Annotated in this window: 14 protein-coding genes; 13 read left to right on the top strand and 1 reads right to left on the bottom strand. The window is 69.7% G+C overall.

The window, feature by feature from the left end; genetic code table 11:
- The first annotated feature begins 2 nt into the window (after window positions 1-2).
- The 5 genes from PA27867_RS02240 to PA27867_RS02260 all read left to right on the top strand — a co-directional run bounded on the left by PA27867_RS02240 (window position 3) and on the right by PA27867_RS02260 (window position 8259).
- On the top strand, window positions 3-896 hold the full coding sequence (locus PA27867_RS02240) for a carbohydrate ABC transporter permease (protein ID WP_066598844.1): 894 nt from the start codon (window positions 3-5) through the stop codon (window positions 894-896).
- Window positions 897-1052: 156 nt separating this feature from the next.
- Complete coding sequence (locus PA27867_RS02245; RefSeq protein ID WP_066592608.1) at window positions 1053-2402, top strand: ABC transporter substrate-binding protein; 1350 nt, start codon at window positions 1053-1055, stop codon at window positions 2400-2402.
- Window positions 2403-2486: 84 nt separating this feature from the next.
- Window positions 2487-4025, top strand: a complete 1539-nt coding sequence (locus PA27867_RS02250) for an alpha-N-arabinofuranosidase (protein ID WP_208857289.1) — start codon at window positions 2487-2489, stop codon at window positions 4023-4025.
- On the top strand, window positions 4022-6169 hold the full coding sequence (locus tag PA27867_RS02255; protein WP_084020566.1) for a beta-galactosidase: 2148 nt from the start codon (window positions 4022-4024) through the stop codon (window positions 6167-6169). Before PA27867_RS02250 ends, PA27867_RS02255 begins: the two co-directional genes overlap by 4 nt.
- A 2-nt stretch (window positions 6170-6171) precedes the next feature.
- Window positions 6172-8259 carry a glycoside hydrolase family 35 protein gene (locus PA27867_RS02260; RefSeq protein ID WP_066592611.1) on the top strand — a complete coding sequence of 696 codons (2088 nt, stop codon included), beginning with the start codon at window positions 6172-6174 and terminating at the stop codon, window positions 8257-8259.
- A 287-nt stretch (window positions 8260-8546) separates the two neighbouring features.
- Here the strand turns inward: PA27867_RS02260 and PA27867_RS02265 are convergent, their stop codons facing one another.
- Entirely contained in the window at window positions 8547-12842 is a 4296-nt protein-coding gene (locus PA27867_RS02265) for an RICIN domain-containing protein (RefSeq protein ID WP_084020567.1), read from the bottom strand.
- A 333-nt stretch (window positions 12843-13175) separates the two neighbouring features.
- On the opposite strand from PA27867_RS02265, the gene PA27867_RS02270 reads away from it, so the two are divergent.
- The 8 genes from PA27867_RS02270 (at window position 13176) to PA27867_RS02305 (ending at window position 24230) form a co-directional block, all read left to right on the top strand.
- The gene (locus PA27867_RS02270) at window positions 13176-16016 is read left to right on the top strand and encodes a DNA polymerase III subunit gamma and tau (protein WP_236900802.1); all 2841 of its coding nucleotides are present in this window, start codon (window positions 13176-13178) and stop codon (window positions 16014-16016) included.
- Entirely contained in the window at window positions 16017-16616 is a 600-nt protein-coding gene (gene recR / locus PA27867_RS02275) for a recombination mediator RecR (RefSeq protein WP_066592631.1), read from the top strand.
- Between the two features lie 156 nt (window positions 16617-16772).
- Complete coding sequence (locus PA27867_RS02280) at window positions 16773-17366, top strand: ArsR/SmtB family transcription factor (RefSeq protein WP_066592635.1); 594 nt, start codon at window positions 16773-16775, stop codon at window positions 17364-17366.
- Between the two features lie 199 nt (window positions 17367-17565).
- Window positions 17566-18654 carry a serine hydrolase domain-containing protein gene (locus tag PA27867_RS02285; protein ID WP_066592638.1) on the top strand — a complete coding sequence of 363 codons (1089 nt, stop codon included), beginning with the start codon at window positions 17566-17568 and terminating at the stop codon, window positions 18652-18654.
- Entirely contained in the window at window positions 18651-19001 is a 351-nt protein-coding gene (locus PA27867_RS02290) for a hypothetical protein (RefSeq protein WP_066592641.1), read from the top strand. The genes PA27867_RS02285 and PA27867_RS02290 overlap by 4 nt, the downstream gene beginning before the upstream one ends.
- 219 nt (window positions 19002-19220) lie before the next feature.
- A complete protein-coding gene (locus PA27867_RS02295; RefSeq protein WP_066592643.1) occupies window positions 19221-20516 on the top strand; it encodes an aspartate kinase in 1296 nt (431 codons plus the stop codon).
- A 162-nt stretch (window positions 20517-20678) separates the two neighbouring features.
- The gene (locus PA27867_RS02300; protein ID WP_066592646.1) at window positions 20679-21773 is read left to right on the top strand and encodes an aspartate-semialdehyde dehydrogenase; all 1095 of its coding nucleotides are present in this window, start codon (window positions 20679-20681) and stop codon (window positions 21771-21773) included.
- Window positions 21774-21821: 48 nt separating this feature from the next.
- Window positions 21822-24230 carry a putative bifunctional diguanylate cyclase/phosphodiesterase gene (locus PA27867_RS02305; RefSeq protein WP_066592648.1) on the top strand — a complete coding sequence of 803 codons (2409 nt, stop codon included), beginning with the start codon at window positions 21822-21824 and terminating at the stop codon, window positions 24228-24230.

Genomic DNA, 24230 nt, shown 5'->3' on the forward strand with positions numbered 1-24230 from the left:
GGATGTCGCGCTACACGAGCGAGAAGAAGGCCGGCAAGTCCAACCAGGGCCTGCACACGAAGAAGTCGATCCTGCTCACCGTGATCATGGGCGCGCTGCTCATCTACAGCCTGCTGCCGCTGTTCTGGCTGTTCGTGAACTCCACCAAGACCCAGGCCGAGCTGCTGAACTCGTTCGGCCTTTGGTTCTCCGGCCCGAATGCGCTGTGGGACAACATCGTCGCCACCGTCACCTACAACGACGGTGTCTTCGTGCGCTGGTTCGGCAACACGCTGCTCTACGTCGTCGTCGGCGCCGGCGGAGCCACCTTCCTCGCGGCGCTCGGCGGTTACGGCCTGGCCAAGTTCAACTTCCCGGGTAAGAAGGCCGTCTTCGCGGTCGTCCTCGGCGCCGTCGCCATCCCCGGCACGGCCCTCGCGGTGCCGACCTTCCTCATGTTCAGCCAGATGGGCCTCACGAACACCCCGTGGGCGGTCATCCTGCCGTCGCTGATCAGCCCGTTCGGTCTCTACCTGATCTGGACCTACGCGCTCGACGCCGTGCCCACCGAGGTTCTCGAGGCCGCCCGGATGGATGGCGCGGGCGAGTTTCGCACCTTCTTCACCATCTCGCTCAAGCTGTTGGCCCCCGGCCTCGTCACGGTGCTGCTCTTCACACTCGTGGCGACCTGGAACAACTACTTCCTGCCCCTGATCATGCTCAGCGAACCCACCTGGTACCCGCTCACCGTGGGGCTCAAGCAGTGGAGCGCGCAGGCCCAGACCGTGGGCGGCGACGTCATCTACAACCTCGTCATCACCGGCTCGCTGCTCACGATCGTGCCGATCATCGTGGCGTTCCTCTTCCTGCAGCGCTACTGGCAGTCCGGACTCGCGTCCGGCAGCGTCAAGGCGTAGCCCCAGACTTCTCCGACCGCATCACCGCTTACCCGCTTACCCGCACGACCCGCACGACCCGTACGACCCGCGTGACCCGCACGACCTGCTCCATCACCCGCACCATCCGTTCCCGCATCACCGAATAACCATTTACAAGGAAGTGAAAGGCATCCCATGAAAGCAACACACAGCACCCTGCGCCGCACCGCGGTCGCCGTGGCCACCGGCCTCGCCCTCAGCCTGTCCCTCGCCGCGTGCTCGGCGGCCGGCGGCGGCTCGGCCGAGTCCGGCACCGCCGACGACATCGCGGCAGCGCTCAAGGAGAAGTCGACAATCACCGTCTGGGCCTGGGCCCCTGCGGTTGAAGACATCGCCAAGGCGTTCGAGAAGGAAAACCCGAACGTGACCGTCAAGGTCGTCAACGCCGGAACCGGCAACGACCAGTACATCAAGCTGCAGAACGCGATCAAGGCAGGCTCCGGCGCTCCGGACATCGCCCAGATCGAGTACTACGCCCTCCCGCAGTTCGCGCTCTCCGACGCACTCGCCGACCTCACCGACTTCGGGTTCGACCAGTACGCCTCCGAGTACACCGACAGCACCTGGGGTTCCGTCAACCTCGGCGACGGCATCTACGCCCTCCCGCAGGACTCCGGCCCCATGGCCATGTTCTACAACAAGGCCGTCTTCGACCAGTACGGCATCGAGGTGCCGACCACGTGGGACGAGTACATCGCCGCCGCCGAGAAGCTGCACGCCGCCAACCCGAACGCCTACATCACCAACGACACCGGCGACGCGGGCTTCACCACGAGCATGATCTGGCAGGCCGGCGGCCAGCCGTACACCACCAAGGACTCGACCGACGTCACGCTGAACCTGCAGGACGAGGGCTCGAAGAAGTTCGCCGACACCTGGAACCAGCTGCTCGACAACGACCTCCTCGCCCCCACCCCGAGCTGGAGCGACGAATGGTACAAGGGCCTGGGCGACGGCACCATCGCCACCCTCAACATCGGCGCCTGGATGCCCGGCAACCTGGAGTCCGGTGTGCCGGAAGCCTCCGGTGACTGGCGTGTAGCGCCGCTGCCCACCTACACGGCCGGCGACACCGCCAGCGCCGAGAACGGTGGTGGTGGCGACGCCATCCTCAAGCAGAGCAAGAACAAGCTCGTCGCTGCCGGCTTCCTGCAGTACATGAACGAGGGCGAAGGCACCCAGATCTCCATCGACGCCGGCGGCTTCCCGTCCACCGTCGCCGACCTCGACTCCGACGAATTCCTCGGCTACGAGAGCGAGTACTTCGGCGGCCAGAAGATCAACGAGGTGCTCGTGCAGTCGGCCAAGGACGTCGTTCCCGGCTGGAGCTACCTGCCGTTCCAGGTCTACTCGAACAGCATCTTCTCCGACACCGTCGGCCAGGCGTACGCCAGCAAGGGCGACATCAACGAGGGCCTGACCGCGTGGCAGAAGGCCACCGCCAGCTACGGCAACGAGCAGGGCTTCACCGTCACCGAGAAGTAAACATCCGCACCACCATCTGAGGAGGGTGGGTCTAGACAGACCCACCCTCCTGCTGTACCTACCTACTTGAAGAGGATCTCTCCCGTGTTGCACGCCCGGCTCAGCATCTCCCGCGACGACGTGGTCGCCCCCGTCTCGCCCCGGCTCTTCGGCTCGTTCGTCGAGCACATGGGCCGCGCCGTGTACACCGGGATCTACGAACCCGGACACCCCACCGCCGACGCGGACGGCTTCCGCCAAGACGTGCTCGACCTCGTGCGCGAGCTGAACCCCAGCCTGATCCGCTACCCGGGCGGCAACTTCGTCTCCGGCTTCCGCTGGGAAGACAGCGTCGGCCCGCGCGAGGAACGCCCCACCCGGCTCGACGTGGCCTGGCACTCCGTGGAGACCAACGAGGTCGGCCTGCACGAATTCGCCGGCTGGGCCGAGAAGGCCAACGTCGAGGTGATGCAGGCCGTCAACCTGGGCACGCGGGGCATCGCGGATGCCGCGGCCCTGCTCGAATACAGCAACCACTCGACCGGCACCGCGCTCAGCGACCAGCGCCGGGCCAACGGGCAGACCGAGCCGTTCGGCATCCAGGTCTGGTGCCTGGGCAACGAGATGGACGGCCCGTGGCAGATCGGCCACAAGACCGCCGAGGAGTACGGCCGGCTCGCCGCCGAGACCGCCCGCGTGATGAAGTGGGTCGACCCCACCATCGAGCTCGTCGTGGCCGGCAGCTCCAACGCCGAGATGCCCACCTTCGGCAGCTGGGAACGCACCGTACTCGAGCACACCATCGAGCTCGTCGACCACATCTCGCTGCACGCCTACTACGAGGAGAAGCCCGGCGACCTGGGCAGCTTCCTCGCCTCCGGCGTGGGACTGGACCGGTTCATCGGCGACGTCGCCGCGGTCATCGACGAGGTGGCCGTGAGCCAGGGCGTCGACAGGTTCATCGGCATCAGCGTCGACGAATGGAACGTCTGGTACCAGACCCGGTTCAACGAGGTCGACAAGGCGCCCCTGTTCAGCGGCGAGTGGAACACGCATCCGCGCCTGATCGAGGACGAGTACAACGTGAGCGACGCCGTGGTGGTGGGCTCGCTGCTTATCTCGCTGCTGCGCAACAGCGACCGCGTCTCGATGGCCAACCTCGCCCAGCTCGTGAACGTGATCGCGCCCATCCGCTCCGAGCCGAACGGTCCGGCCTGGCGGCAAACCACTTTCTTCCCCTTCGCCCGCACCGCCGCCGCCGCGCGCGGCGAGGTGCTGGCCGCCACGATCCACTCCGACAGCTACGAGAGCGCCCAGTACGGCACCGTCGATTTGGTGGATGCCGCGGTGACCGCCACCGACGACGAGATCGTGTTGTTCCTGGTCAACCGGTCCGCCACCGACCCGCTCACCCTCGAGGTGGACCTGGCCGGCGCGCCCGCCGGCTCGGTGCTCTCAGCCGAGAGCCTGTTCGCGCCCGAGGGCGGTGACCGGTTCAGCACCAACGCCGTGGACCACCAGGACACGGTGCATCCGGTGCCCCTGACGGAGGTGACGCTCTCGGACGACGGCGAGCTCGCCACGGTCGTGCTGCCGGCGTTGTCCTGGTCCATCGTGCGCCTGACCGCCCGGAGCGCAGCATGAGCGCCGTGGTCTCGACAGGCTCGACCAGCGGGGTACGCTGGGTGCGCTGGCCCGCCGCGCACACCCTCGCCGACGGCACCGAGAGCCTGCCCGCGGACGCCGCCCGCATCGGCTACGGCGCCGACTACAACCCCGAGCAGTGGCCCGAAGAGGTCTGGGCCGACGACATGCGCCTCATGCGCGAGGCCGGCGTGAACATCGTCTCCGTCGGCATCTTCTCCTGGGCGCTGCTGCAGCCCACGCCCGACACCTGGGACTTCGGCTGGCTCGACCGCGCCATCGACCTGCTGCACGCCAACGGCATCGCTGTCGACCTGGCCACCGCCACCGCCAGCCCGCCGCCGTGGCTCACCGAGCTGCACCCCGAGGTGCTGCCGGTCAACCGCCTCGGCGAGACCATCTGGCCCGGCGGCCGCCAGCAGTGGCGCCCCACCTCGCCCGCCTTTCGCCGTTACGCGCTCGCGCTGGTCGAGAAGATGGCCGAGCGCTACGCCCAGCATCCCGCCCTGTCGATGTGGCACATCAGCAACGAGCTCGGCTGCCACAACGTCTACGACTACTCCGATGACGCCGCGCGCGCTTTCCGCACCTGGCTCGAGGCCCGCTACGGCACGCTCACCGAACTCAACCGGGCCTGGGGAACGGCGTTCTGGTCGCAGAACTACTCGTCGTGGAGCCAGATCCTGCCGCCGCGCCTGGCCGCCACCCATCCCAACCCCACCCAGCAGCTCGACTTCGCCCGGTTCTCCAGCGACGCGCTCAAGGACTACCTCGTCGCCGAGCGCGAGATCCTGCGCCGGGCGACCCCGGAGGTGCCGATCACCACGAACTTCATGGTGATGGGCGAGACCCGCGGCATGGACTACGCCGACTGGGCCGCCGAGGTGGACCTGGTTTCCAACGACCACTACCTGCTCGTGGCCGACCCGGCCGCGTTCGAAGAACTGTCCTTCTCGGCCAACCTCACCGGTCAGATCGCCGGGCGGGCGCCGTGGTTCCTCATGGAGCACTCCACCAGCGCCGTCAACTGGCAGCCGGTGAACCAGGCCAAGACCCCCGGCCAGCTCCGCCGCGACAGCCTCACCCACCTGGCGCACGGCGCCGACGCGATCTGCTTCTTCCAGTGGCGCCAGTCGCTGGCCGGCGCCGAGAAGTTCCACTCCGCGATGCTGCCGCACGCCGGCGAAAACAGCTCGGTGTTCCGCAGCGTCGCCCGCTTCGGCGGCGAGCTCGCGCGGTTGGCCGAGGTGGCGGGCAGCCGCACGAAGCAGGCGCGCATCGGCATCCTCTTCGACTGGGACTCCTGGTGGGCGTCCGAGCTCGACTCGCACCCCACCGAGCTGCTCCGCTACAAGGCCGAGGCCATGGCCTGGTACACCGCCGCGCTGGCCAACGGCCTGCAGGCGGACATCGTGCCGGCCCGCTCGGTGCTCGCCGGGCCCGGCCTGGCCGACTACGACCTGGTCATCGCCCCCATGCTCTACGTGGTGCCCGACGAGCTGGCGGATGCCCTCGCCGGCTACGCCCGCGCCGGCGGCCACCTCGTGGTCGGCGTGTTCTCCGGCATCGCCGACGCTGACGACCACATCCACCCCGGCGGCTACCCGGGCGCGTTCCGCGACCTGCTCGGCGTGCGCGCCGAGGAATTCGGTGGGCTGCTCGCCGGCCAGACCGTGGCCCTGTCCGGCGACCTGCCGGTCGGCTCCACCGGATCGCTGCTCACCCACGACGTGTCGGTTGCCGCGGATGTCGACGTGCTCGCCCGCTTCGACGACGGCCCGTTCCCCGGCGTGCCCGCCATCACCGGGCGCACCGCCGGCGCCGGCCGCGCGAGCTTCGTCGCCACGGTGCCCGACCGCGCCGCCCTGGTGGCACTCGTCGGCCGGTTCGCCACGGATGCCGGCATCCACTCCCCGCTGCCGGAAGAGGTGCACGGCACCGTGCAGCTCGCCCTGCGTCAGAGCGACACCCGGGAGTACCTCTTCTATATCAACCACTCGGCGCTGGCCGTGACCGTGCCGCTCGGCGCGGCCGACGGCGACCTCACCGCGGTGGACCTCGGCGGCAGCACCCTGGCCGCCGATTCCCTCACCCTCCCGGCCACCGGCGTTGCCGTGCTGAGCCGAGCCCGAACGGAGACCTGATCATGGGTGACCTCACTCTGACCGCACCCGCGGCCCCCACCCCGGGCGATTTCGCGATCGGCGACACCGACTTCCTGCTGAACGGGGAACCATTCCGGATCCTGGCCGGCGCCATCCACTATTTCCGGGTGCACCCGGATCACTGGGCCGACCGCATCCGCAAGGCGAAGCTGATGGGCCTGAACACCATCGAGACCTACGTGGCCTGGAACGCGCACTCGCCCGTGCGCGGCACCTTCGACACCGTCGGGCAGCTCGACCTGGCCCGGTTCCTCGACCTGATCGCCGCCGAGGGCATGTACGCCATCGTGCGGCCCGGACCGTTCATCTGCGCCGAGTGGGACAACGGGGGACTGCCCGGCTGGCTGTTCGCCGACCCCGCCGTGGGTGTGCGCCGCAACGAACCGCTCTACATGACGGCCGTAGCCGAGTACTTCGACCGGCTGCTGCCCATCGTGGCATCCCGGCAGATCGACCGAGGCGGGCCCGTGATCCTGGTGCAGATCGAGAACGAATACGGCGCCTATGGCGACGACAAGGACTACCTGCGCGCGCTCGTAGAGCTCAACCGGGCCGGCGGCATCACCGTGCCGCTCACCACGATCGACCAGCCCACCGACCAGATGCTCGACGACGGCAGCCTGCCCGAGCTGCACAAGACCGGCTCCTTCGGCTCCCGCGCCACCGAACGCCTGGCCGTGCTCCGCCGGCACCAGCCCACCGGACCGCTGATGTGCGCCGAGTTCTGGAACGGCTGGTTCGACCACTGGGGCGCGCACCACCACACCACCTCGGCGGAGGATTCCGCGCGCGAGCTGGACGACCTGCTCGCCACCGGAGCATCCGTGTCGCTGTACATGTTCACCGGCGGCACCAACTTCGGCTTTACCAACGGTGCCAACGACAAGGGTGTGTTCCAGCCCACCGTCACCTCCTACGACTATGACGCCCCGCTCTCGGAGAGCGGCGAGGTCACGGCCAAGTACCTCGCCTTCCGTGAGGTGCTGACGCGGTACGCGCCGGTTGCCGCGGATGCCGCGCTGCCGCCGCTGCCCGAACCAGCGACCCCCGCCCCGGCCTTCGACGTGGTGGTTGACGAGTCGGTGTCGCTTTGGGACGCCCTGCCGGAGCTGGCCGACACCAGTGCCGCCTGGGCCGCTGAGCTGCCCAGCATGGATGCGCTCGGCCAGTACACCGGGTTCGCCCTGTACCGCAGCCGGCTCACGCCCGGCACCCGGGTGCTCTCCTTCGGCGAGGTGCGTGACCGCGCGCAGGTCTTCGTCGACGGCACCGCCGTCGGTGTGTTGCAGCGCGACCACCATGACCGGTCGCTCAGCCTGCCGCCGGGGGACCGGCTCGACCTGCTCGTGGAGGATCAGGGCCGGGTCAACTACGGCCCCCGCATCGGCGAGGACAAGGGCCTGATCGGCCCGGCCACCCTCGACGGCGTCGACCTCGCCCACTGGCAGGTGCTTCCGCTCGATGTGGACGGGTTCGTGCGCTCGGGCAGCGCCCTCTTCGCCCCGAAGAACGGGCACCACGGTGTCCCGGCCGCTCCGTCTGCGCACCATGCTCCGGCCGGTGCGGTCGACCTCGACCTCGACGTGGAGCTCGACCTGGCACTCAACCTCACGCCGACTCCGCGGTTGAGCTCCCCGGCGACGCTGTCGGCGGCGACCACACCCGCGTCGGCGGCGACCACACCCGCGTCGGCTGCCACCGTGCCGATGTCGCTCGCAACCTCGTCCGGGTCGACGGCGATCGCGCCCGCATCACCGGCGACCCTGTCGCTGGTCCCGAATGCAGAGGTGGCCGGTTCGCTCAGCGGTCCGGCGTTCGCGCGCGGCCGGTTCGGCGCCGAGCCCGGCATCGACCTGTTCCTCAGGACCGCCGGGTGGGGCAAGGGCCAGGTCTGGATCAACGGGTTCAACCTGGGCCGGTTCTGGGACCGCGGTCCGCAGACCACGCTGTACGTGCCCGGCCCGGTGCTCCGCGCCGAGAACGAGCTGGTCATCCTGTGCCTGCACGGCACTGAGAGCACCCGGATCAGCTTCGTGGCCCGCCCCGAGCTCGGCCACACCGACTTCTAGAGGTCACCTCGCCGGGTCTCGACAAGCTCGACCGACGTAAGGGTCGCGCCCGTCGCGGTGGATGAGCCTGTCGGGTCTCCTAAGGGAGTGCACGTCCTTAGGGACCTCGTGACGTGCGTGCATGTCGCGCCCCCGTCGCTGGTCGAGCTTGTCGAGACCTCGTGACGTTCCTCGAGATCCGCTCACCCGGCGCGGTGGTTGGGCTTGTCGAAACCAGAGGGTGATGTGGCCTGCGCACGACGGAGGGGCAGGCCGCGCGGTGCGCGACCTGCCCCTCCGTTCGTGCACTAGCTGCGGCGCTGCCGCACCTTCAGCAACACAGCCCCGCCGAGCATCAGCGCGAGTGACAGCGAGAGCAGCAGCCCCAGCGGAAGCTCGACGCCGGTGTTCGACAGCTGGCCGGCTGCGGCTCTGGCGGCGGCCTGATCGGCCACCAGGGTGACCGCGATGCTCGACAGCTCGGTGCCGTCCACCAACAGCATCAGGTGGTGCTGCCCGAGCGCTGCATCCGCGGGGATGCTACCGGTCAGGGTGAGCGAGCCACTGGCGGGCACGACGCCGGCGGCGAGGACCGCCACCGTGGAGTGGAGCTCGAAGCTGACGCTGGCTCCCGGGGTGGCGTCGGTCAGCGACGCCGTGAGACGCTGCCCGCGGGCAAGCACGGCGCCGGCCGAGTAGACCCCGCCGGAGGCGTTGGAGAACTCGACGTTCTTCGATCCCTCGCCGGTGCCGGGCAGCGGTAGCCCCGGGTTCGGCAGGCCGGGCACCTGGCCACCGGGAGTCCCGGTGCCGGGCCCCGTTCCAGGAGTGCCCGTGCCCGGCGTGCCAGGCGTCTCGCCACCGGGCGTGCCCGGAGTTTCACCACTCGGTGTGCCGGGAGTCTCGCCGCCGGGAGTCCCCGGCGTCTCGCCACCCGGAGTCCCCGGAGTTCCCGGAGTCTCGCCACCGGGGGTGCCCGGCCCAGGCACCACATCGGCCGCCAGCACAACCACTGGTGCGGAGTCGGCCATAGCCGAGGCGTAACCGGGCGCGCTGGCCGTCACGGTGACCGCGAGGGACGCCCCGAGGTCGGCCGCGACCGGCGTGTAGCTCGCCGAGGTGGCGCCGTCGATGGCGGTTCCGTTCCGGGTCCAGCTGTAGCCGAGTGCGGCATCCGCGGGGTCGGCGTTGGTGCTGGCGTTCAGGGCCAGCCCCACCTTGGGCGTGCCGGTGACCACGGGAACGGTCAGCGCCGCGGTGCGCTCGAAGGTGAGCTCGTACACCGAGGTGGTGGACCCATCCGCAGCGGTCACGGTCACTGTGGCGCCGGACAGGCCGTTGGGTACGACCTCGACCGTGGCCGACGTGTCGATGGCGGATGCGGTGACCACGGCGGGCGCAGAACCCGTCAGCGGCACGGTGTACGCGGTGGTGTCGGCGTCGAAGTCCTGCACCGGAGTGCCGTTCACCGTGAGCCGGGCGAGCCCGGACACGTCGGCGACGCCCGCCGTCTTACCGAACACCTGCACCTCGGAGACGACCATGTGGGTGTTCGGGTAGGCGGTCATCACTACGCGCAGCTGGCTGGTACTCACACCGGTCAGCGGCACGTCGATCACCGGGCCGAAATTGTCCGTGGGCGTGGCGACGGCGATCGGGCCGCCGGGCACGTCCTGCCACACGCCGGACCCGTCCAGGGCCTGCACGGTGACCGAGCTCGGCCAGCTTGTGGTGCCGTCCTTGTAGAAGTACAGCTTCGCCCGCGTCAGCGGCTGGGTCGAACCGAAGTTGTAGGTCAGCGTGTCTGCGGTCGGCTTGTTCGCGCTGCACCAGTTCGACCAGCCCTTGTCGTTGGTCACCCCGTTGCGGGTGCGGTCCACCGGGTAGCCGGACTCGGTGGATGTCGCCGACGCCGAGGTGGTGCCGAGCACGGACAGGTTCTGCTCGCCGGCAACCGTGAGGATGACCGACAGGGTCGCGTCGAGCGCAGCCGCCCCGGGGTCGTTCGAGGTGGCGCTGCCGGGGACCGTCAGCACACCGGGGTCGGCCAACGCGTCCGCGTCCACTCCGTCCCAGTCCCACGTGACGGCGGCGTCGAACCGGTTCGTGCTGGCGCCGATCTGGGCCGGCACCGTGGAGGGCGCCGCGGCGACGAGATCGTCGACCGTGATGCCTGCGTAGGTGGTGAGCGAGACCGGGTCAGTGGATGCGAATCCACCGATTTCGATCGTCGCGCTCGCCGAGTCGAAGGCCGTGCCGAACACATCCGTGCCCGAGCCCGTCACCGTGAGGGTGCCCAGGCTGTCCCAGTCGGCTCCCTCGGTGTTCCAGGTGACCGGGATCGGGGCGCCGAGGCCCGTGCTGTAGCGCGGCACGACGGTGGCCGGCAAGGTCGCCGGCACCCCCGCGACGGAGTTGGCCAGCACCGGCTCGAACGAGACCAGCGCGGTGTCCTGGAACGACCAGGTCTGGTTCGCACCCCCGTTGGAGGCGTAGACGTTCACCGCCGCGCCTTCTGTGGTCGACTGGCCGGGAACCTCAAGGGCCACCGGCAGGGCGCCGTTCACCAGGCTCCAGTTGGAGCCGTCAGTCGTGGTCGGGATCCACTGTTGGGCGGGGTCCGCGGCGGCGGCCTCCCGGGTGGACTCGACCAGCAGGGTGCCGGAACCGTTGGCGGCCAGCGCCGTTCCGGACGCGCTCCGCAGCACGAAGCGTTCCGTGTTGCTGTCGCCGCCGGTCACCTTCTCGGCGGTCCACAGCTGTGCGCCGACCGTTCCGGTGGAGGTGGCCAGGGTGGTGATGGCCGCGGCCGGGTTGCTGCCGGTGGTGGCCTTGGCGGTGAGTGCCTTGCCGCTCTGCGCTCCCACGACCCGGTAGGTGTGGGCATCCGTGAGCGGGGCGGCGGTGTCGGCGACGCCGCTCACGCCGTCGATCACGAAGGTGGTCACCGACTTCGCGGGCACGGTGACCACGGCGGTCTTCGTGTTCGCGTCGATGGCCACGGGCGTTCCGGTCACCAGGGCGTTCTGGGTGACGTCGTCGGCGGGGGATTCGGTGGTGACGACCGGGGTGAGGGTGGCCGCGGCGTCGATGGCGCCGAACTTGGCCAGGTCGACGGTGATGGTGCGGGCCGTGGTCTCACTGTTGGCGTGCACCATGGTCAGGCCGGTTCCGTCGGCCGTGACGGCCGAGGTGGTCTGCGCGTTGGTCGAGGGGATGATGTGGTCGCCCGGGTGGATGTAGTGGGTGAAGTTGCGCAGGGTGTTGTACTTCGCGTTGGTGAGCACCCGGCAGGACGGGTCGGCGTCGCCGTCCTTGAGGCGGCGCACCGAGTCGCCGTCGGCGTTGCAGTCGAAGTCGATGAGCACGCTGCCCCAGTTGAGCTTCTCCACCTTTTCCATGTTGTAGCGGTCCTCCACCGGCTGCCACAGCACCCAGGCGGATGGTTCGAGCTCGCGCAGGTCGTCCATCACGCGGGTGGCGATGCCGATGCCGTTGTCCATGTTGGTCTGGTTGTGCACGCCGGAGCTGTCCCAGTTGCCCTCGATCTCGCTCATCCAGAGCGGCTTCTCGGCGGACTTGGCGATGTCGCGCACCTTGAGCCGGTCGCTGGTGCCGTAGGTGTGCACGTTCAGCTGCTTCACCTCGGCCTTGGCCTCGGGGCTCCAGCCGTTCCAGTTGGTCACGAAGGTGCCCGGGTTGGTCTCGTCCATCGCCGAGATGGTGGCCTCGGTGGTGGTGTCGGACTCGGCCAGTTCGGCGGCCAACGCCTTGATCACAGTGTCCTGCAGGGCCGGGCCGATGTGGGCGCCCTCCTGGCCGCCCTTCTTGGGCCAGCCGGTGTTCGGGTCGATGTTCGTGCCCCAGTAGTTGGTGTTGGGCTCGTTGAACGGGGCGATGGTGTCGAAGCTGATGCCCTCCTGCTCCTCCACCGACTGGGCCACGGTCTTCAGGTAGGCCACGTAGTCAGCCACGCTGGACTTCTTGAGCTGGTCGGTGCTCGAGTTGAAGCCGCCGGAGACGTAACCGCTCTCGGTCATGAAGTACGGCGGCGAGTTGTTGAACGCCTCCCACTTGGTGATCTTGTCCTTAAGCGCGTTCACCCACCAGCGCTGGGTCTCGTCGGCGTCGAAGTTGTACGACGCGGGGTCGTCGGGGTCCCAGGCGGCGGCGTACCGGTCGCGGTCCGCGTAGTCCGAGCTGATCACACCGTTCGTGTCGCTCGCGACCAGGTCGGGGTTCCACCAGCCGTCCACGGCGCCGCCGGCACGCAGGTACGGCGGAACGTCGCTGGCGTTGCCGCCGCCGATGTTGTAGCGGGCGATGTTGAGGTTGAGGCCGTCCTCGCCGAAGACCTTGTCGAAGAGGTCCTGGCGCACGTCCTCGGGGTAGCCGCCGGTGGCATTGGCGAACCAGACCAGGCTGGTACCCCAGCCCTCGAACTCCTCGTTCTGGTACGCGGCGTTGGGGGTGATGGTGAGCGGGGTGGCGGCGGGTGCGGCGACGGCCGGGGCCGCTACGGCCCCCGTTCCGATACCGGTGGCACCGAGCGCCAGCACTACGGTCGTGGCAAGTGCGCGTCTGCGCCCTGACGACTTTGTCATGGGTGGACCTTTCCTCCATTGGAAATGCGGTCGGCGAATACTGCCGTCCACGAGGGCTGTTAGCGTAAACAACCCTGTACGAACGCACATGTTTACGCAAACATGGTTGCGAGTATGACGAACCCGCGGGCACCCTGTCAACCATTCGGGACGTTTCTGTGCCCACTTCGAGGGCCCGGCCCGGCGACGGATGCCCGGATGACGGCCCGGGGCGCGGCGGGCGGGCATCCGTCGCCTGTGCATGGACCGACCGGCGTGTCAGTGGCACCAAGTACGATTGAACTCGTGGTTACCGCCCTGTATCGCCGTTACCGGCCAGAGACTTTTGCCGAAATGATCGGTCAGTCTCAGGTGACCGATCCGCTCATGACCGCCCTGCGCACCAACCGGGTCAATCATGCCTATCTCTTCAGTGGGCCCCGCGGCTGTGGCAAGACCACCTCCGCGCGCATCCTCGCTCGTTGCCTCAACTGCGCAGAGGGCCCTACCGACACTCCGTGCGGTGTCTGTCCCAGCTGTGTCGAGCTTTCCCGCGACGGCAGTGGCTCGCTCGACGTGGTCGAGATCGACGCGGCCAGCCACAACGGTGTCGACGACGCCCGCGACATCCGCGAACGCGCCATCTTCGCGCCGGCCCGCGACCGCTACAAGATCTTCATCCTCGACGAGGCGCACATGGTCACGCCGCAGGGCTTCAACGCGCTGCTCAAGATCGTGGAAGAGCCGCCGGAACACGTGAAGTTCATCTTCGCCACCACCGAGCCCGAGAAGGTCATCGGCACCATCCGCTCGCGCACCCACCACTATCCGTTCCGGCTGGTGCCGCCGGCGCCCATGCTCGACTACGTGCAGCAGCTCTGCGACAGCGAACACATGACCGTCGCTCCCGGCGTGCTCCCGCTCGTCGTGCGCGCCGGTGGCGGGTCGCCCCGCGACACCCTCTCGCTGCTCGACCAGCTCATGGCCGGCTCCGACACCGAGGCCATCGAGTACGAACGCGCCGTTGCCCTGCTCGGCTACACCCACGCGACCCTGCTCGACGACGCCGTCGACGCCATCGCCGCCCGCAACTCCTCCGCCGCGTTCGACGCCGTCGACAGGGTCATCCAGACCGGCCAGGACCCGCGCCGCTTCGTCGAAGACCTGCTCGAGCGCATGCGCGACCTCATCATCGTGGCCGCCACCAGCGCCGCCGGCGCCGCCGCGGTGCTCCGCGGTGTGCCGCAGGACGAACTCGACCGCATGCAGGTGCAGGCCGCCAAGTTCGGCCCGGCCGAACTGAGCCGCACCGCCGACATCCTCAACGCCGCCCTCACCGAGATGACCGGCGCCACCTCGCCGCGCCTGCACCTCGAGCTCATGATCGCGCGCGTGCTCATCCCCGCCGCCGACGACACCACCCGCGGCGCCCTCGCCCGCGTCGAGCGCCTCGAACGGCGCATCGGCGTCGACGGTGGCAGCACGGATGCGGCCGCCGCGCCCGAATCCGCCGCTTCCGCTCCCGTCGGCTCGGCGTCGCGTGCTCCCGCCGCAGCCCCGTCCGCCGCAGCGCCGTCGTCCGGCCGGCCCGCCGCCGCCTCTGCTGGCAGCCCTGCGGCCGAGTCTCCGGCAGCAGCAGCAGCAGCGCCGGCCACGCCCGCAGCGGCCGGCTCGGGCTGGGCCACGCGCGTGCCAGGATCCCCGGCCGCCACCCCGGCCGAGACCGCCGCCGCTGCCCGTGCAGCAACCGGCGCCACCCCGGCCACCGACTCGACCCCGCCCGCAGAGGCCGCCCCCCGCCCGCTCTCCGACGACGCCGAGGTGAGCACGCCCGCCGCCGAACCGGCATCGCCCGCCGTCCGTGCGACCGAACCTGCCGTGGAGCCGACGCCCGCCCCGGCCCCGGTTGTTCCCGTCGGACCGGTGACGCTGGCCCAGATCAAGGACGCCTGGCCGCAGATCCTCGACGCCGTCAAGGAGGTCAAGCTCAGCGCCTGGCTCGTGGTCTACACCGCCCGCGTGCTGGACCTGCGTGGCGAAGACGTTCTCGTGCTGTCGTTCCCCAGCGAGCAGGACATGCAGGGTTTCAAGGCTCAGCAAGCGCCCGGCCAGGGCGTGAGCGAGTTCCTGCGCGGCGCCATCGTCAAGGTGCTCGGCCTGCGAGTGAAGTTCATCGCCCGCGCCGACTCCGAGACCTTCGCCGCGGCGGGCGCCGGCCACCCGGCCGGTGCGACACCCGCCGGCCCAACCGCCGGCACGGGTTCGGCACCCTCCGCTCCCGCTGCAGGCTCCGGTGCCTCCACGTCGGCTCCCGCCGCAGCACGCGGCGCCGGCCCCGCCGGCTCCGCTCCTTCGGCTGCGTCGAGCGCAACCGCGCCCACTTCCGCGCCCAGTGCGGCTGCGGCGACACCGGTTGCATCCGCCGGGTCGTCGGCCTTCGGCGGACCATCGACCGGCGAGTCCTCGAGCGACGCCACATTCGGCACCGGCACCGGCACCGGCTCGGGAGCAGGCACAGCCGGAGCGGCCACCGCAACAGCTACCCGCGCGGCCACCGCAACCCTCGCGCCGCCGACCACGTCCACGGGCTGGGCCACCGTCGTCATCCCCGGCTCCGCCGCCGCCCTGGCTGCCGCGGAAACCCTGGCCGACGAACCCGTGCTGGCCCCGCCCAGCCACGGTGCATCCGCCTCCGTCAGCGCTCCGGCCCCGACCGCCAGCGTTGGCGCCACTGCCGATGCCGCCGCCAGCGCGCCGGCCGGCGTCCCGGCGTCGTCAGCGCCCACCGCTGCTCCGCAGGCATCGGCCCCGTCGGCGCCGGGCTACGACTTCGCACCCGAGCCCGACTTCGAGCCGCCGTTCGACGAAGAGCCGCCGCCCTACGACGACCTCCCGCCCGACCCCCAGCAATTCGCCGCACCCGCGGATCCCGCTCGCGGCGCCTGGCCGAACGTTCAGCACCCCACGGAGCCACAGCAGGCGAGGGCCCAGCAGGCGCCGGCAGCCGGGGCGTCCGCGCCCAGCGCGCCCGCCGCATCCGCGCCCGCCAGCCAGCGCGGGGCTCCAGCCCGGCGCTCGCCCGCATTCGCGGAGAAGCAGCGCTACGGCGAGGCCGTGGTGCGCGAAATTCTCGGCGCCACCTTCATCGAGGAGCAGCCGCACGACCCGATCTCGCGACAGAGGAACGACAACTAAATGTACGAAGGCATCGTTCAGGAACTCATCGACGAGCTCGGTCGTCTGCCCGGCATCGGCCCGAAGTCCGCGCAGCGCATCGCGTTCCACATCCTGCAGACCAAGAACTTCGACGTGTCGCACCTGGCGAACGTGCTGCTCGAGGTGCGCGACAAGGTGAAGTTCTGCGAGATCTGCGGCAACGTCTCCGAACAGGAGACCTGCATGATCTGCCGCGACCCGCGCCGCAACCCCACCTCGATCTGTGTGGTCGAAGAGGCCAAGGACGTCGTCGCCATCGAGCGAACCCGTGAGTTCAAGGGCCTGTACCACGTGCTCGGCGGGGCGATCAGCCCCATCGACGGCATCGGACCCGACGACCTACGCATCCGTCAACTGATGACGCGCCTGGCCGACAACACCGTGCAAGAGGTGATCATCGCCACCGACCCCAACCTCGAGGGCGAGGCCACCGCCACGTACTTGTCGCGCTTGCTCACCACCCTCGACATCAAGGTCAGCCGGCTGGCCTCCGGCCTGCCCGTGGGCGGCGACCTCGAGTACGCCGACGAGGTCACCCTCGGCCGTGCCTTCGAGGGCCGCCGCACCGTCACCTCCTAGCCTGGGGCCACCCCGCCGCGCCTGGTGCTCCTCTGGACAGGTGCACCCGGTGTGCCGGCAACAGTTGCCCGGATCGGCACCAGCTGCGCCCGTCCCGTCGGTTCCATTTACGGAATTACGTAGACGTTCGTTTAACAAGTACGTAATACTGGATGCATGACGTCCCACGGTGATCACACGCACGAACTCGCCGAGTTGCGCGAGCGGGTCGAGGCGCTCGAACGGGCCGTGCACGCCACCCTGGGCGCGGTTGCCCCCGGTCCGACCGGCGCGGATGTCTCGCCAGAGGGCGGGGAACGATCGCCCGAAACCCAGACCACCACTCCTCGCGCGGTGAGCGACGTTTTCTGGGCGCTGAACGGCCTCAAGGCGATGGCCCCGGCACCCGGCGCCGTGCTCTACACCGGCAACGTCACCCTGCCCGGCGGGGGACCGGTCGACTGGCAGTACGCCCTCACCACCGACGAGATCCTCGCCCGCGACTGGAGCCGGCCGGCCTCCACATCCGCCCTGGCCGCCCTCGGCCACCCGGTGCGGCTGCGACTGCTGCAGGCCATCGCCACCGGCACCGTCGCGGTAGCCGAGCTCGCCGCTCTCGAGGGCGTGGGCACCACCGGGCAGGTCTATCACCACGTCAACCAGCTGATCGCGGCCGGCTGGGTGTACTCCCCCTCCCGAGGCCACTACGGCATCCCGCCCGAACGCGTGGTGCCGCTGCTCACCGTGATCCTCGCGGCCGGCGGCGTCTGATGCCCGCCACCGCCACCGCCCCACCCGCCACGCAGGCTCGAAGGCAGCTCTCGCCCGTGCGGGCAGATGGTCCCGGTACGCCGAGTGCAGATGTTCGGAGCGGTAACAGTTGGGCCCTGCCTGTCCGTACAGCCCGCCCGCACGGCCCGCCCGCTCCGCCCGTACAATCCGCCCGCCCGCCACTTGACGGAGGTCACTCATGAAACGCCCTACCCGCATCAGCCTCATCGCCGCCGGCGCCGCCCTCGCGGTGCTCGCCGGGGGAGTGCTGGCCGCACCCCGGCCGCCCACCCTGTCGACGTCGGCAAGCGGTGACGCCGCCCTCGCCCAGCGCCTCGCTGACAAGGCCGCCCTCGAGCAGGGCGCCCGAGACACCCTCGCCACCGCCGTCATCGACGCCGACGGCGTCACGTACGCGGGCCTCGGCGCCGACGAGACCACCGAATTCGAGATCGGCTCGATCACCAAGACCTTCACCGCGCTGCTGCTGGCCCAGGCCGTCGAGCGCGGCGAGGTCACCCTCACCGACCCGGTCGGTGACTACCTCGACCTCGGTGACAGCGCGGCGGCCGACATCACCCTCGTCGAGCTGAGCACCCACCGGTCCGGCCTGCCGCGCATCGCGACGACCCCGTCGGCGCTCCTCACGTCGGTCTGGAGCAGCTACCGCGGCAACGACCCGTATCCGTACGACCTCGCCACCCTCGAAGAGCACGGCAGGGCGGCCGAGCTCACCAACCCGGGCACCGTCGCCTATTCCAACCTCGGCGTCGCCCTACTCGGCCAGGCCCTCGCCGCCGCGGCCGGCACCGACTACCCCGAGCTGCTGCAGACCCGCATCCTCGATCCCCTCGGCATGACCGGCACGTCGATCGCCGTCACGGCGGATGCCCTGCCGGCGGGCGCCCGCACCGGCCATACCGTCGCGGGCCGCCCGGCCGCAGCCTGGACCATGGGCGCCTACGCCCCGGCAGGCGCCATCCGCTCCACCGTCGCCGATATGACGCTCTACGCCCAGGCGCTGCTCTCGGCCGACCCGGCTCTCGGCGTGGACCCGGCGAAGGTGCTCGACCCGCAAGGCACCTCGGGCGCCGGCCCGCTCATCGGCCTGGCCTGGTTCACCCAGGCGCCCGAAGACGGTAGCGCCACCTGGCACAACGGCGGCACCGGCGGCTTCGCGAGCATGATGGCGCTCGACCGGGCCGCCAACCGGGCGGTGATCGTGCTGGGCAACACCGCCACCAGCGTCGATGCCGTCGCCATGTCGATTCTGGAGGAGAACTCGTGATCGCCTGGATCCCGCTCATCGTGGTGGTGGCCTTCGTCGGCGGCTTCGCCGTGTCCGCCTGGTCACCGCGCTTCGGCGCCGCCCGCGACCGGCTGGCCCTGGCCACGGATGGCTTGGCCGCCGCCGGCATCCTCTTCGCCGGCCGGGTGCTCGTGGACTGGAGCACGGCGACGGTCTTCGCCTGGTACGCCCTGGTACTGCTCCTCGCGGCCGCCGTTGTGGGCGCGGTGCTCCGCTGGCGGAGCCTGCCACCGCTCAAGGACCCGGCCAAACGCATCCGCCGCACCGTCGGCGCAAGCTTCGGCGCGGCCGTGATCCTCGGCCTCGTAGCCGTCACCACCCTCTGACCACCCGCGCTCCCATGACTCGCCCGGATTCGCTAGTCCGGTGCGCCCGCAACTAGCGAAAATGGGCCACCCATGTCTCCGGACGCGGGGCATCCGCGTGACTCGCCCGTATTTGCTAGGGCGGGGGAGCGGGGCGTCACATGAACGTCCGAGAATACGAACGCATTTAGGATGGGAGCGCGGGTTGTCTCCGCGTACCCGGAAGCCAGGAGTGCCCACGTGAGCCTGATCGTGCAGAAGTTCGGCGGATCATCCGTCGCCGACGCCGAGAGCATCAAACGCGTTGCCAAGCGCATCGTCGACACCAAGAAGGCCGGCAACGACATCGTCGTGGCCGTGTCCGCCATGGGCGACTCCACCGACGAGCTGCTCGACCTGGCCCACCAGGTCACGCCGATCCCGGCGCCGCGCGAGCTCGACATGCTGCTCACCGCGGGGGAGCGCATCTCCATGGCGCTGCTGGCCATGGCGATCAAGAGCATGGGCTACGACGCCCGCTCCTTCACCGGCAGCCAGGCCGGCATGATCACGGATGCCCAGCACGGTGCCGCCCGCATCGTCGACGTCACCCCCGGCCGGCTGCGCGACGCCCTCGACGAGGGCGCCATCGCCATCGTCGCCGGGTTCCAGGGCTTCAACCGCGACACCAAGGACATCACCACTCTCGGCCGCGGAGGTTCCGACACCACGGCCGTGGCGCTGGCCGCCGCGCTTGGCGCCGACATCTGCGAGATCTACACGGATGTCGACGGCATCTTCAGCGCCGACCCCCGCGTCGTTCCCCGCGCGCACAAGCTCGAACGCGTCTCCAGCGAGGAGATGCTCGAGCTGGCCGCCGCCGGCGCCAAGGTGCTCTATATCCGCGCGGTGGAATACGCCCGCCGCCACGGTGTGACCCTGCACGTGCGGTCGTCGTTCAACAACAACACCGGCACCATCGTCTACAACCCGGGCGCCATCAGCCCGTACGCCGCAGCAGTATTGAATGGAGAGACAGTGGAAGAGCCCATCATCGCGGGGGTCGCCGCCGACCTCAGTGAGGCCAAGGTCACCGTCGTCGGTGTTCCCGACATCCCCGGCAAGGCCGCGCAGATCTTCAAGATCGTCGCCAAGACCAACGCCAACGTCGACATGATCGTGCAGAACGTCTCGGCCGCGTCCACCGGACTGACCGACATCTCGTTCACCCTGCCCAAGTCCGAGGGCCAGCAGGTGCTGACCGCGCTCACCAACGAACAGCAGAACGTCGGCTTCGCCGGGCTGCAGTACGACGACCAGATCGGCAAGCTCGCCCTGGTCGGCGCCGGCATGCGCACCAACACGGGTGTCTCCGCCAAGCTGTTCGAGGCCCTATTCGAGGCCGGCATCAACATCGAGATGATTTCCACCAGCGAGATCCGCATCTCGGTCGTCACCCGCGCCGACACCATCAACCAGGCCCTGCGCGTGGTGCACACGGCCTTCGGCCTGGACGCCGACGACGAGGCCGTGGTGCACGGCGGCACCGGCCGCTAACCCCGTCGGCCGCCGCCCGCACTCCGGCATAACTCCTGCAATTTCTGCCAAAAACAGCCCAACCGGCCCGATTCGGGTTGGTTCGGGGAGAATTGCAGGAGTTGTGCATACCCACCCCGCTTCTGAGCCCCGCACGAGATTTGACTGAGTAAGGACCACACAGTGACCAGCACCGTAGCCACCAGCACCGCACCCAGCAGCACCCGCGCCGGCATCAACATCGGCGTCGTGGGCGCCACGGGCCAGGTCGGCGCCGTGGTGCGTCGCCTGCTCGAGGAGCGCGACTTCCCGGTCGCCAGCATCCGTTACTTCGCCTCGGCGCGCTCCGCGGGCACCACGCTGCCCTGGAAGCAGGAACAGATCGTGGTGGAAGACGCGGCGACGGCCGACCCCACCGGCCTGGACGTGGCCATCTTCTCCGCCGGCGCCACGCTGTCCAAGAGCCAGGCACCGCGCTTCGCCGCTGCCGGCGTGACCGTGGTAGACAACTCGTCGGGCTGGCGGATGGACCCCGACGTGCCTTTGGTCGTCAGCGAGGTCAACCCGGAGGCCATCGACCAGGCCGTCAAGGGCATCATCGCCAACCCCAACTGCACCACCATGGCCGCCATGCCGGTGCTCAAGGTTCTGCACGACGAGGCCGGACTCGAACGCCTCATCGTGAGCACCTACCAGGCGGTCTCCGGCAGCGGTCTGGCCGGCGCGCAGGAACTGGCCACCCAGATCCGCGCCGCCGCCAGTGACGACAACCTCTTCCAGCTCGTGCACGACGGTTCCTCGGTGAGCATGCCCGAACCCACCGTCTACAAGCGGCCCATCGCATTCGACGTCATCCCGCTCGCCGGGTCGATCGTCGACGACGGCCTGTTCGAGACCGACGAGGAAAAGAAGCTCCGCAACGAGAGCCGCAAGATCCTCGAGCTGCCCGAGCTGCTCGTCTCCGGCACCTGCGTGCGCGTGCCGGTGTTCACCGGCCACTCGCTCTCCATCAACGTGGAGTTCGCCCGGCCGCTCTCGGTCGCCCGCGCCACCGAGCTGCTCAGCGACGCGCCCGGTGTGCAGCTCACCGACATCCCCACGCCGCTGCAGGCCGCGGGCGCCGACCCCAGCTTCGTCGGCCGGATCCGCCAGGACCCCGGGGTGCCGAACGGCCGCGGTCTGGCCCTGTTCATCAGCAACGACAACCTGCGCAAGGGCGCGGCACTCAACGCCGTGCAGATCGCCGAGCTCCTGGCCGCGAAACTCACCGTCGGATAGTCCGTCGCGGGCACGTTCCGCGGCGGCGCTCCAGTAGTGTCAGACCTTGTGGAGACAATCAAAGGAGCAGCGGCGGCCGGCCGGCTGGTTTTCGGCCTGATCGCGGCCACAGCGCTCTTTTTCATCTCCTTCTCGCTGGTCGAACTGATCCTCGACGGCAACGTCGAGCACCTCTTCATCGCCGCGTGCGCGGTGGTGTGCGCGGGCCTGTTCGAGATCCCACGCTTCCGCCTGGGCGCGCTGAGGTTCCGCAGCCCGGTGATCGCCCTGCCGATCCTGGTGGTACTCGCCCTGGAGCCCGCCCTCGCCCCCCGCGTCGCCATGGGCCTGGTCTGCCTCGGGGTGCTGCTGGTGGTGGCGTTCACGGCACGGCGGATTGAAGTGGCCGTCTATGCCGCCGGTCTCGCGGGAGTCGGCGGCGTCGCCTTCCTGGCTACGCTCGCCCTGCTGCACGCCGTCGGCTCGTCCGAGCCCGTCGTGGCCGCCGGTGGGGCGATCGCCTACATCGTTACGGTGATTGTGCTCGAAGCGCTCCGCCGCCGATTCTCCGGCGCCCCGCCCCAGCCCACCACCGAACACGCCTACTCGGCTGTGCGCCTGGTGCTCGTCGCCGGTGGGTACGCGGTGTCCTGCGCCCTCATCGCCATGTGGACGCATCCGTTCTTCGACCTGCGCACCGACACCCTCGCCGTGGCCGTCACCCTCGTGCCCCTCAGCGTCGCCGCGATGGGCACCGTTCTCATCCAGCGGGGAACCGCGATGCGCCGCCGGCTGGCCGGCGTGGTCGCGGGCGTCATCGACCTCAACACCACCAATCACTTCACCAAGACCGGCGGGCAGATCACGCCCATCACCCTCAGCCCGGTCAACCCCACCGCCGACCTCGCCACCGTGCTGCTGCGCGCCGTGCACGACACCATCGGCGTCGAATCCGCGAGCATCCGACACGAGCCCGCCGGCCGTGGTGAGATCGACGTGCCGGTGGCCATCACCGCGCTCGGCGGCCAGTATCTGGTTGCCCGGCGCGATGTGATGGACTTCCCGTTCACCAACGACGACCGGCGCGCCCTCGCCGCTCTCGCGCACACCGCCGACGTGGTCTTCAGCGCCCGGGAGAGCATCGGCGGCCTCACCATCCGCGCCAACACCGACCCGCTCACCGGCCTGCCCAACTACGGCGCCTTCCAGGACGCCCTCGCGAACATCAACGACCACCGCGACTACTCCGAGGCCCTCGCGGTGCTGTTCATCGACCTCGACGACTTCAAACGGATGAACGACCGCTACGGCCACCAATCCGGCGACGAGATCCTCAGCGAACTCGGCCGCCGGCTCAGTGGTGTGGTGCGCCCGTACGACGTTGTCGCCCGGGTCGGCGGCGACGAGTTCGTCGTGATCCTCACCCGGCTGTCCTCCCTCGCCGAGGCCAAGCTGCTCGCCGAACGCATCATGGAGGCCACCGGCGAACCGCTCGCGGTGGGCGGCTCCAGCATCAACCCCATCCTCAGCATCGGCCTGGCCTACTCGGCGCACCGGGAGACGGATGTCAACCAGCTACTCCGCGACGCCGACCGCAGCATGCTCGCCATCAAGAAGTCCCGCCGCCGCGGCGGCCCCGCCAACGAGAGCAGCATCAACATCTCCGGGCACCGCTCCTCGCAGATGAACGACATCGTCGCCCGCGCCATCGACGAAGACCTCCTCGAACTGGCCTTCCAGCCCATCGTGAGCCTCGTCACCGGCCAGATCTGGGCGTTCGAAGCCCTCGTGCGGTACACCGACCCGGAGCTCGGCCCGCTGTCGCCGCCCTCCCTGGTGGAGAAGGCCAAGAGCCTCGGCCGGCTCGACGCCCTCACCCGGCAGGTCGCGGTCAAGGCCATGGCCGCGGCGGCCGACTTCCGGCTCATCGAACCGCGCATCGTCTGCATGACCATCAACGTCGAGGCCGGCCAGATCCTGCCGCAACGCGTCGGCTCGTTCGTCGAAGACCTGGCCGAACGCTACCCCGGCATCTCGCTCTGCCTGGAGCTGAACGAGCGGTCCGTGGCCCGCGTATCCACCGCCGTGCGTGCCCAGGCCGACCACCTGCGCGACATCGGCATCATGATCGCCCTCGACGACTACGGTTCCCAGGACTCCTCGGTCGACGCCCTCGTGCGGATGCCCATGGACATCCTCAAGATCGACAAGAGCCTCGTCGACGACCTCGACGATGTGCGCCAGCGCGAGGTGCTCACGGCGCTGCAGGGCTTCGGCGACAACCTCGAGTACTCGATGATCGTGGAGGGCGTCGAGAACGAGGCGATGGCCGCGCACCTGTCGTCGCTCGGCATCCGCAGCGCCCAGGGATTCCACTACGGTGTGCCGCGCAGTTTTGAGAAGACCCTCGCCCGCCTGGAGGAATTCGGAGCGGCCGCCGTGCTGCCCGTGCGCGCCGTGTCTGGGCTGTCGCTGTAA

It is taken from the genome of Cryobacterium arcticum (assembly GCF_001679725.1).
GTDB classification, from domain to species: domain Bacteria; phylum Actinomycetota; class Actinomycetes; order Actinomycetales; family Microbacteriaceae; genus Cryobacterium; species Cryobacterium arcticum_A.

What these genes read in the sequence shown, in the direction of transcription:
- PA27867_RS02240 (WP_066598844.1), top strand. Translation starts at nt 3, where the DNA reads ATGTCGCGCTACACGAGCGAGAAGAAGGCCGGCAAGTCCAACCAGGGC.
- PA27867_RS02245 (WP_066592608.1), top strand. Translation starts at nt 1,053, where the DNA reads ATGAAAGCAACACACAGCACCCTGCGCCGCACCGCGGTCGCCGTGGCC.
- PA27867_RS02255 (WP_084020566.1), top strand. Translation starts at nt 4,022, where the DNA reads ATGAGCGCCGTGGTCTCGACAGGCTCGACCAGCGGGGTACGCTGGGTG.
- PA27867_RS02260 (WP_066592611.1), top strand. Translation starts at nt 6,172, where the DNA reads ATGGGTGACCTCACTCTGACCGCACCCGCGGCCCCCACCCCGGGCGAT.
- PA27867_RS02265 (WP_084020567.1), bottom strand. Translation starts at nt 12,842, where the DNA reads ATGACAAAGTCGTCAGGGCGCAGACGCGCACTTGCCACGACCGTAGTG.
- PA27867_RS02270 (WP_236900802.1), top strand. Translation starts at nt 13,176, where the DNA reads ATGATCGGTCAGTCTCAGGTGACCGATCCGCTCATGACCGCCCTGCGC.
- recR (WP_066592631.1), top strand. Translation starts at nt 16,017, where the DNA reads ATGTACGAAGGCATCGTTCAGGAACTCATCGACGAGCTCGGTCGTCTG.
- PA27867_RS02280 (WP_066592635.1), top strand. Translation starts at nt 16,773, where the DNA reads ATGACGTCCCACGGTGATCACACGCACGAACTCGCCGAGTTGCGCGAG.
- PA27867_RS02285 (WP_066592638.1), top strand. Translation starts at nt 17,566, where the DNA reads ATGAAACGCCCTACCCGCATCAGCCTCATCGCCGCCGGCGCCGCCCTC.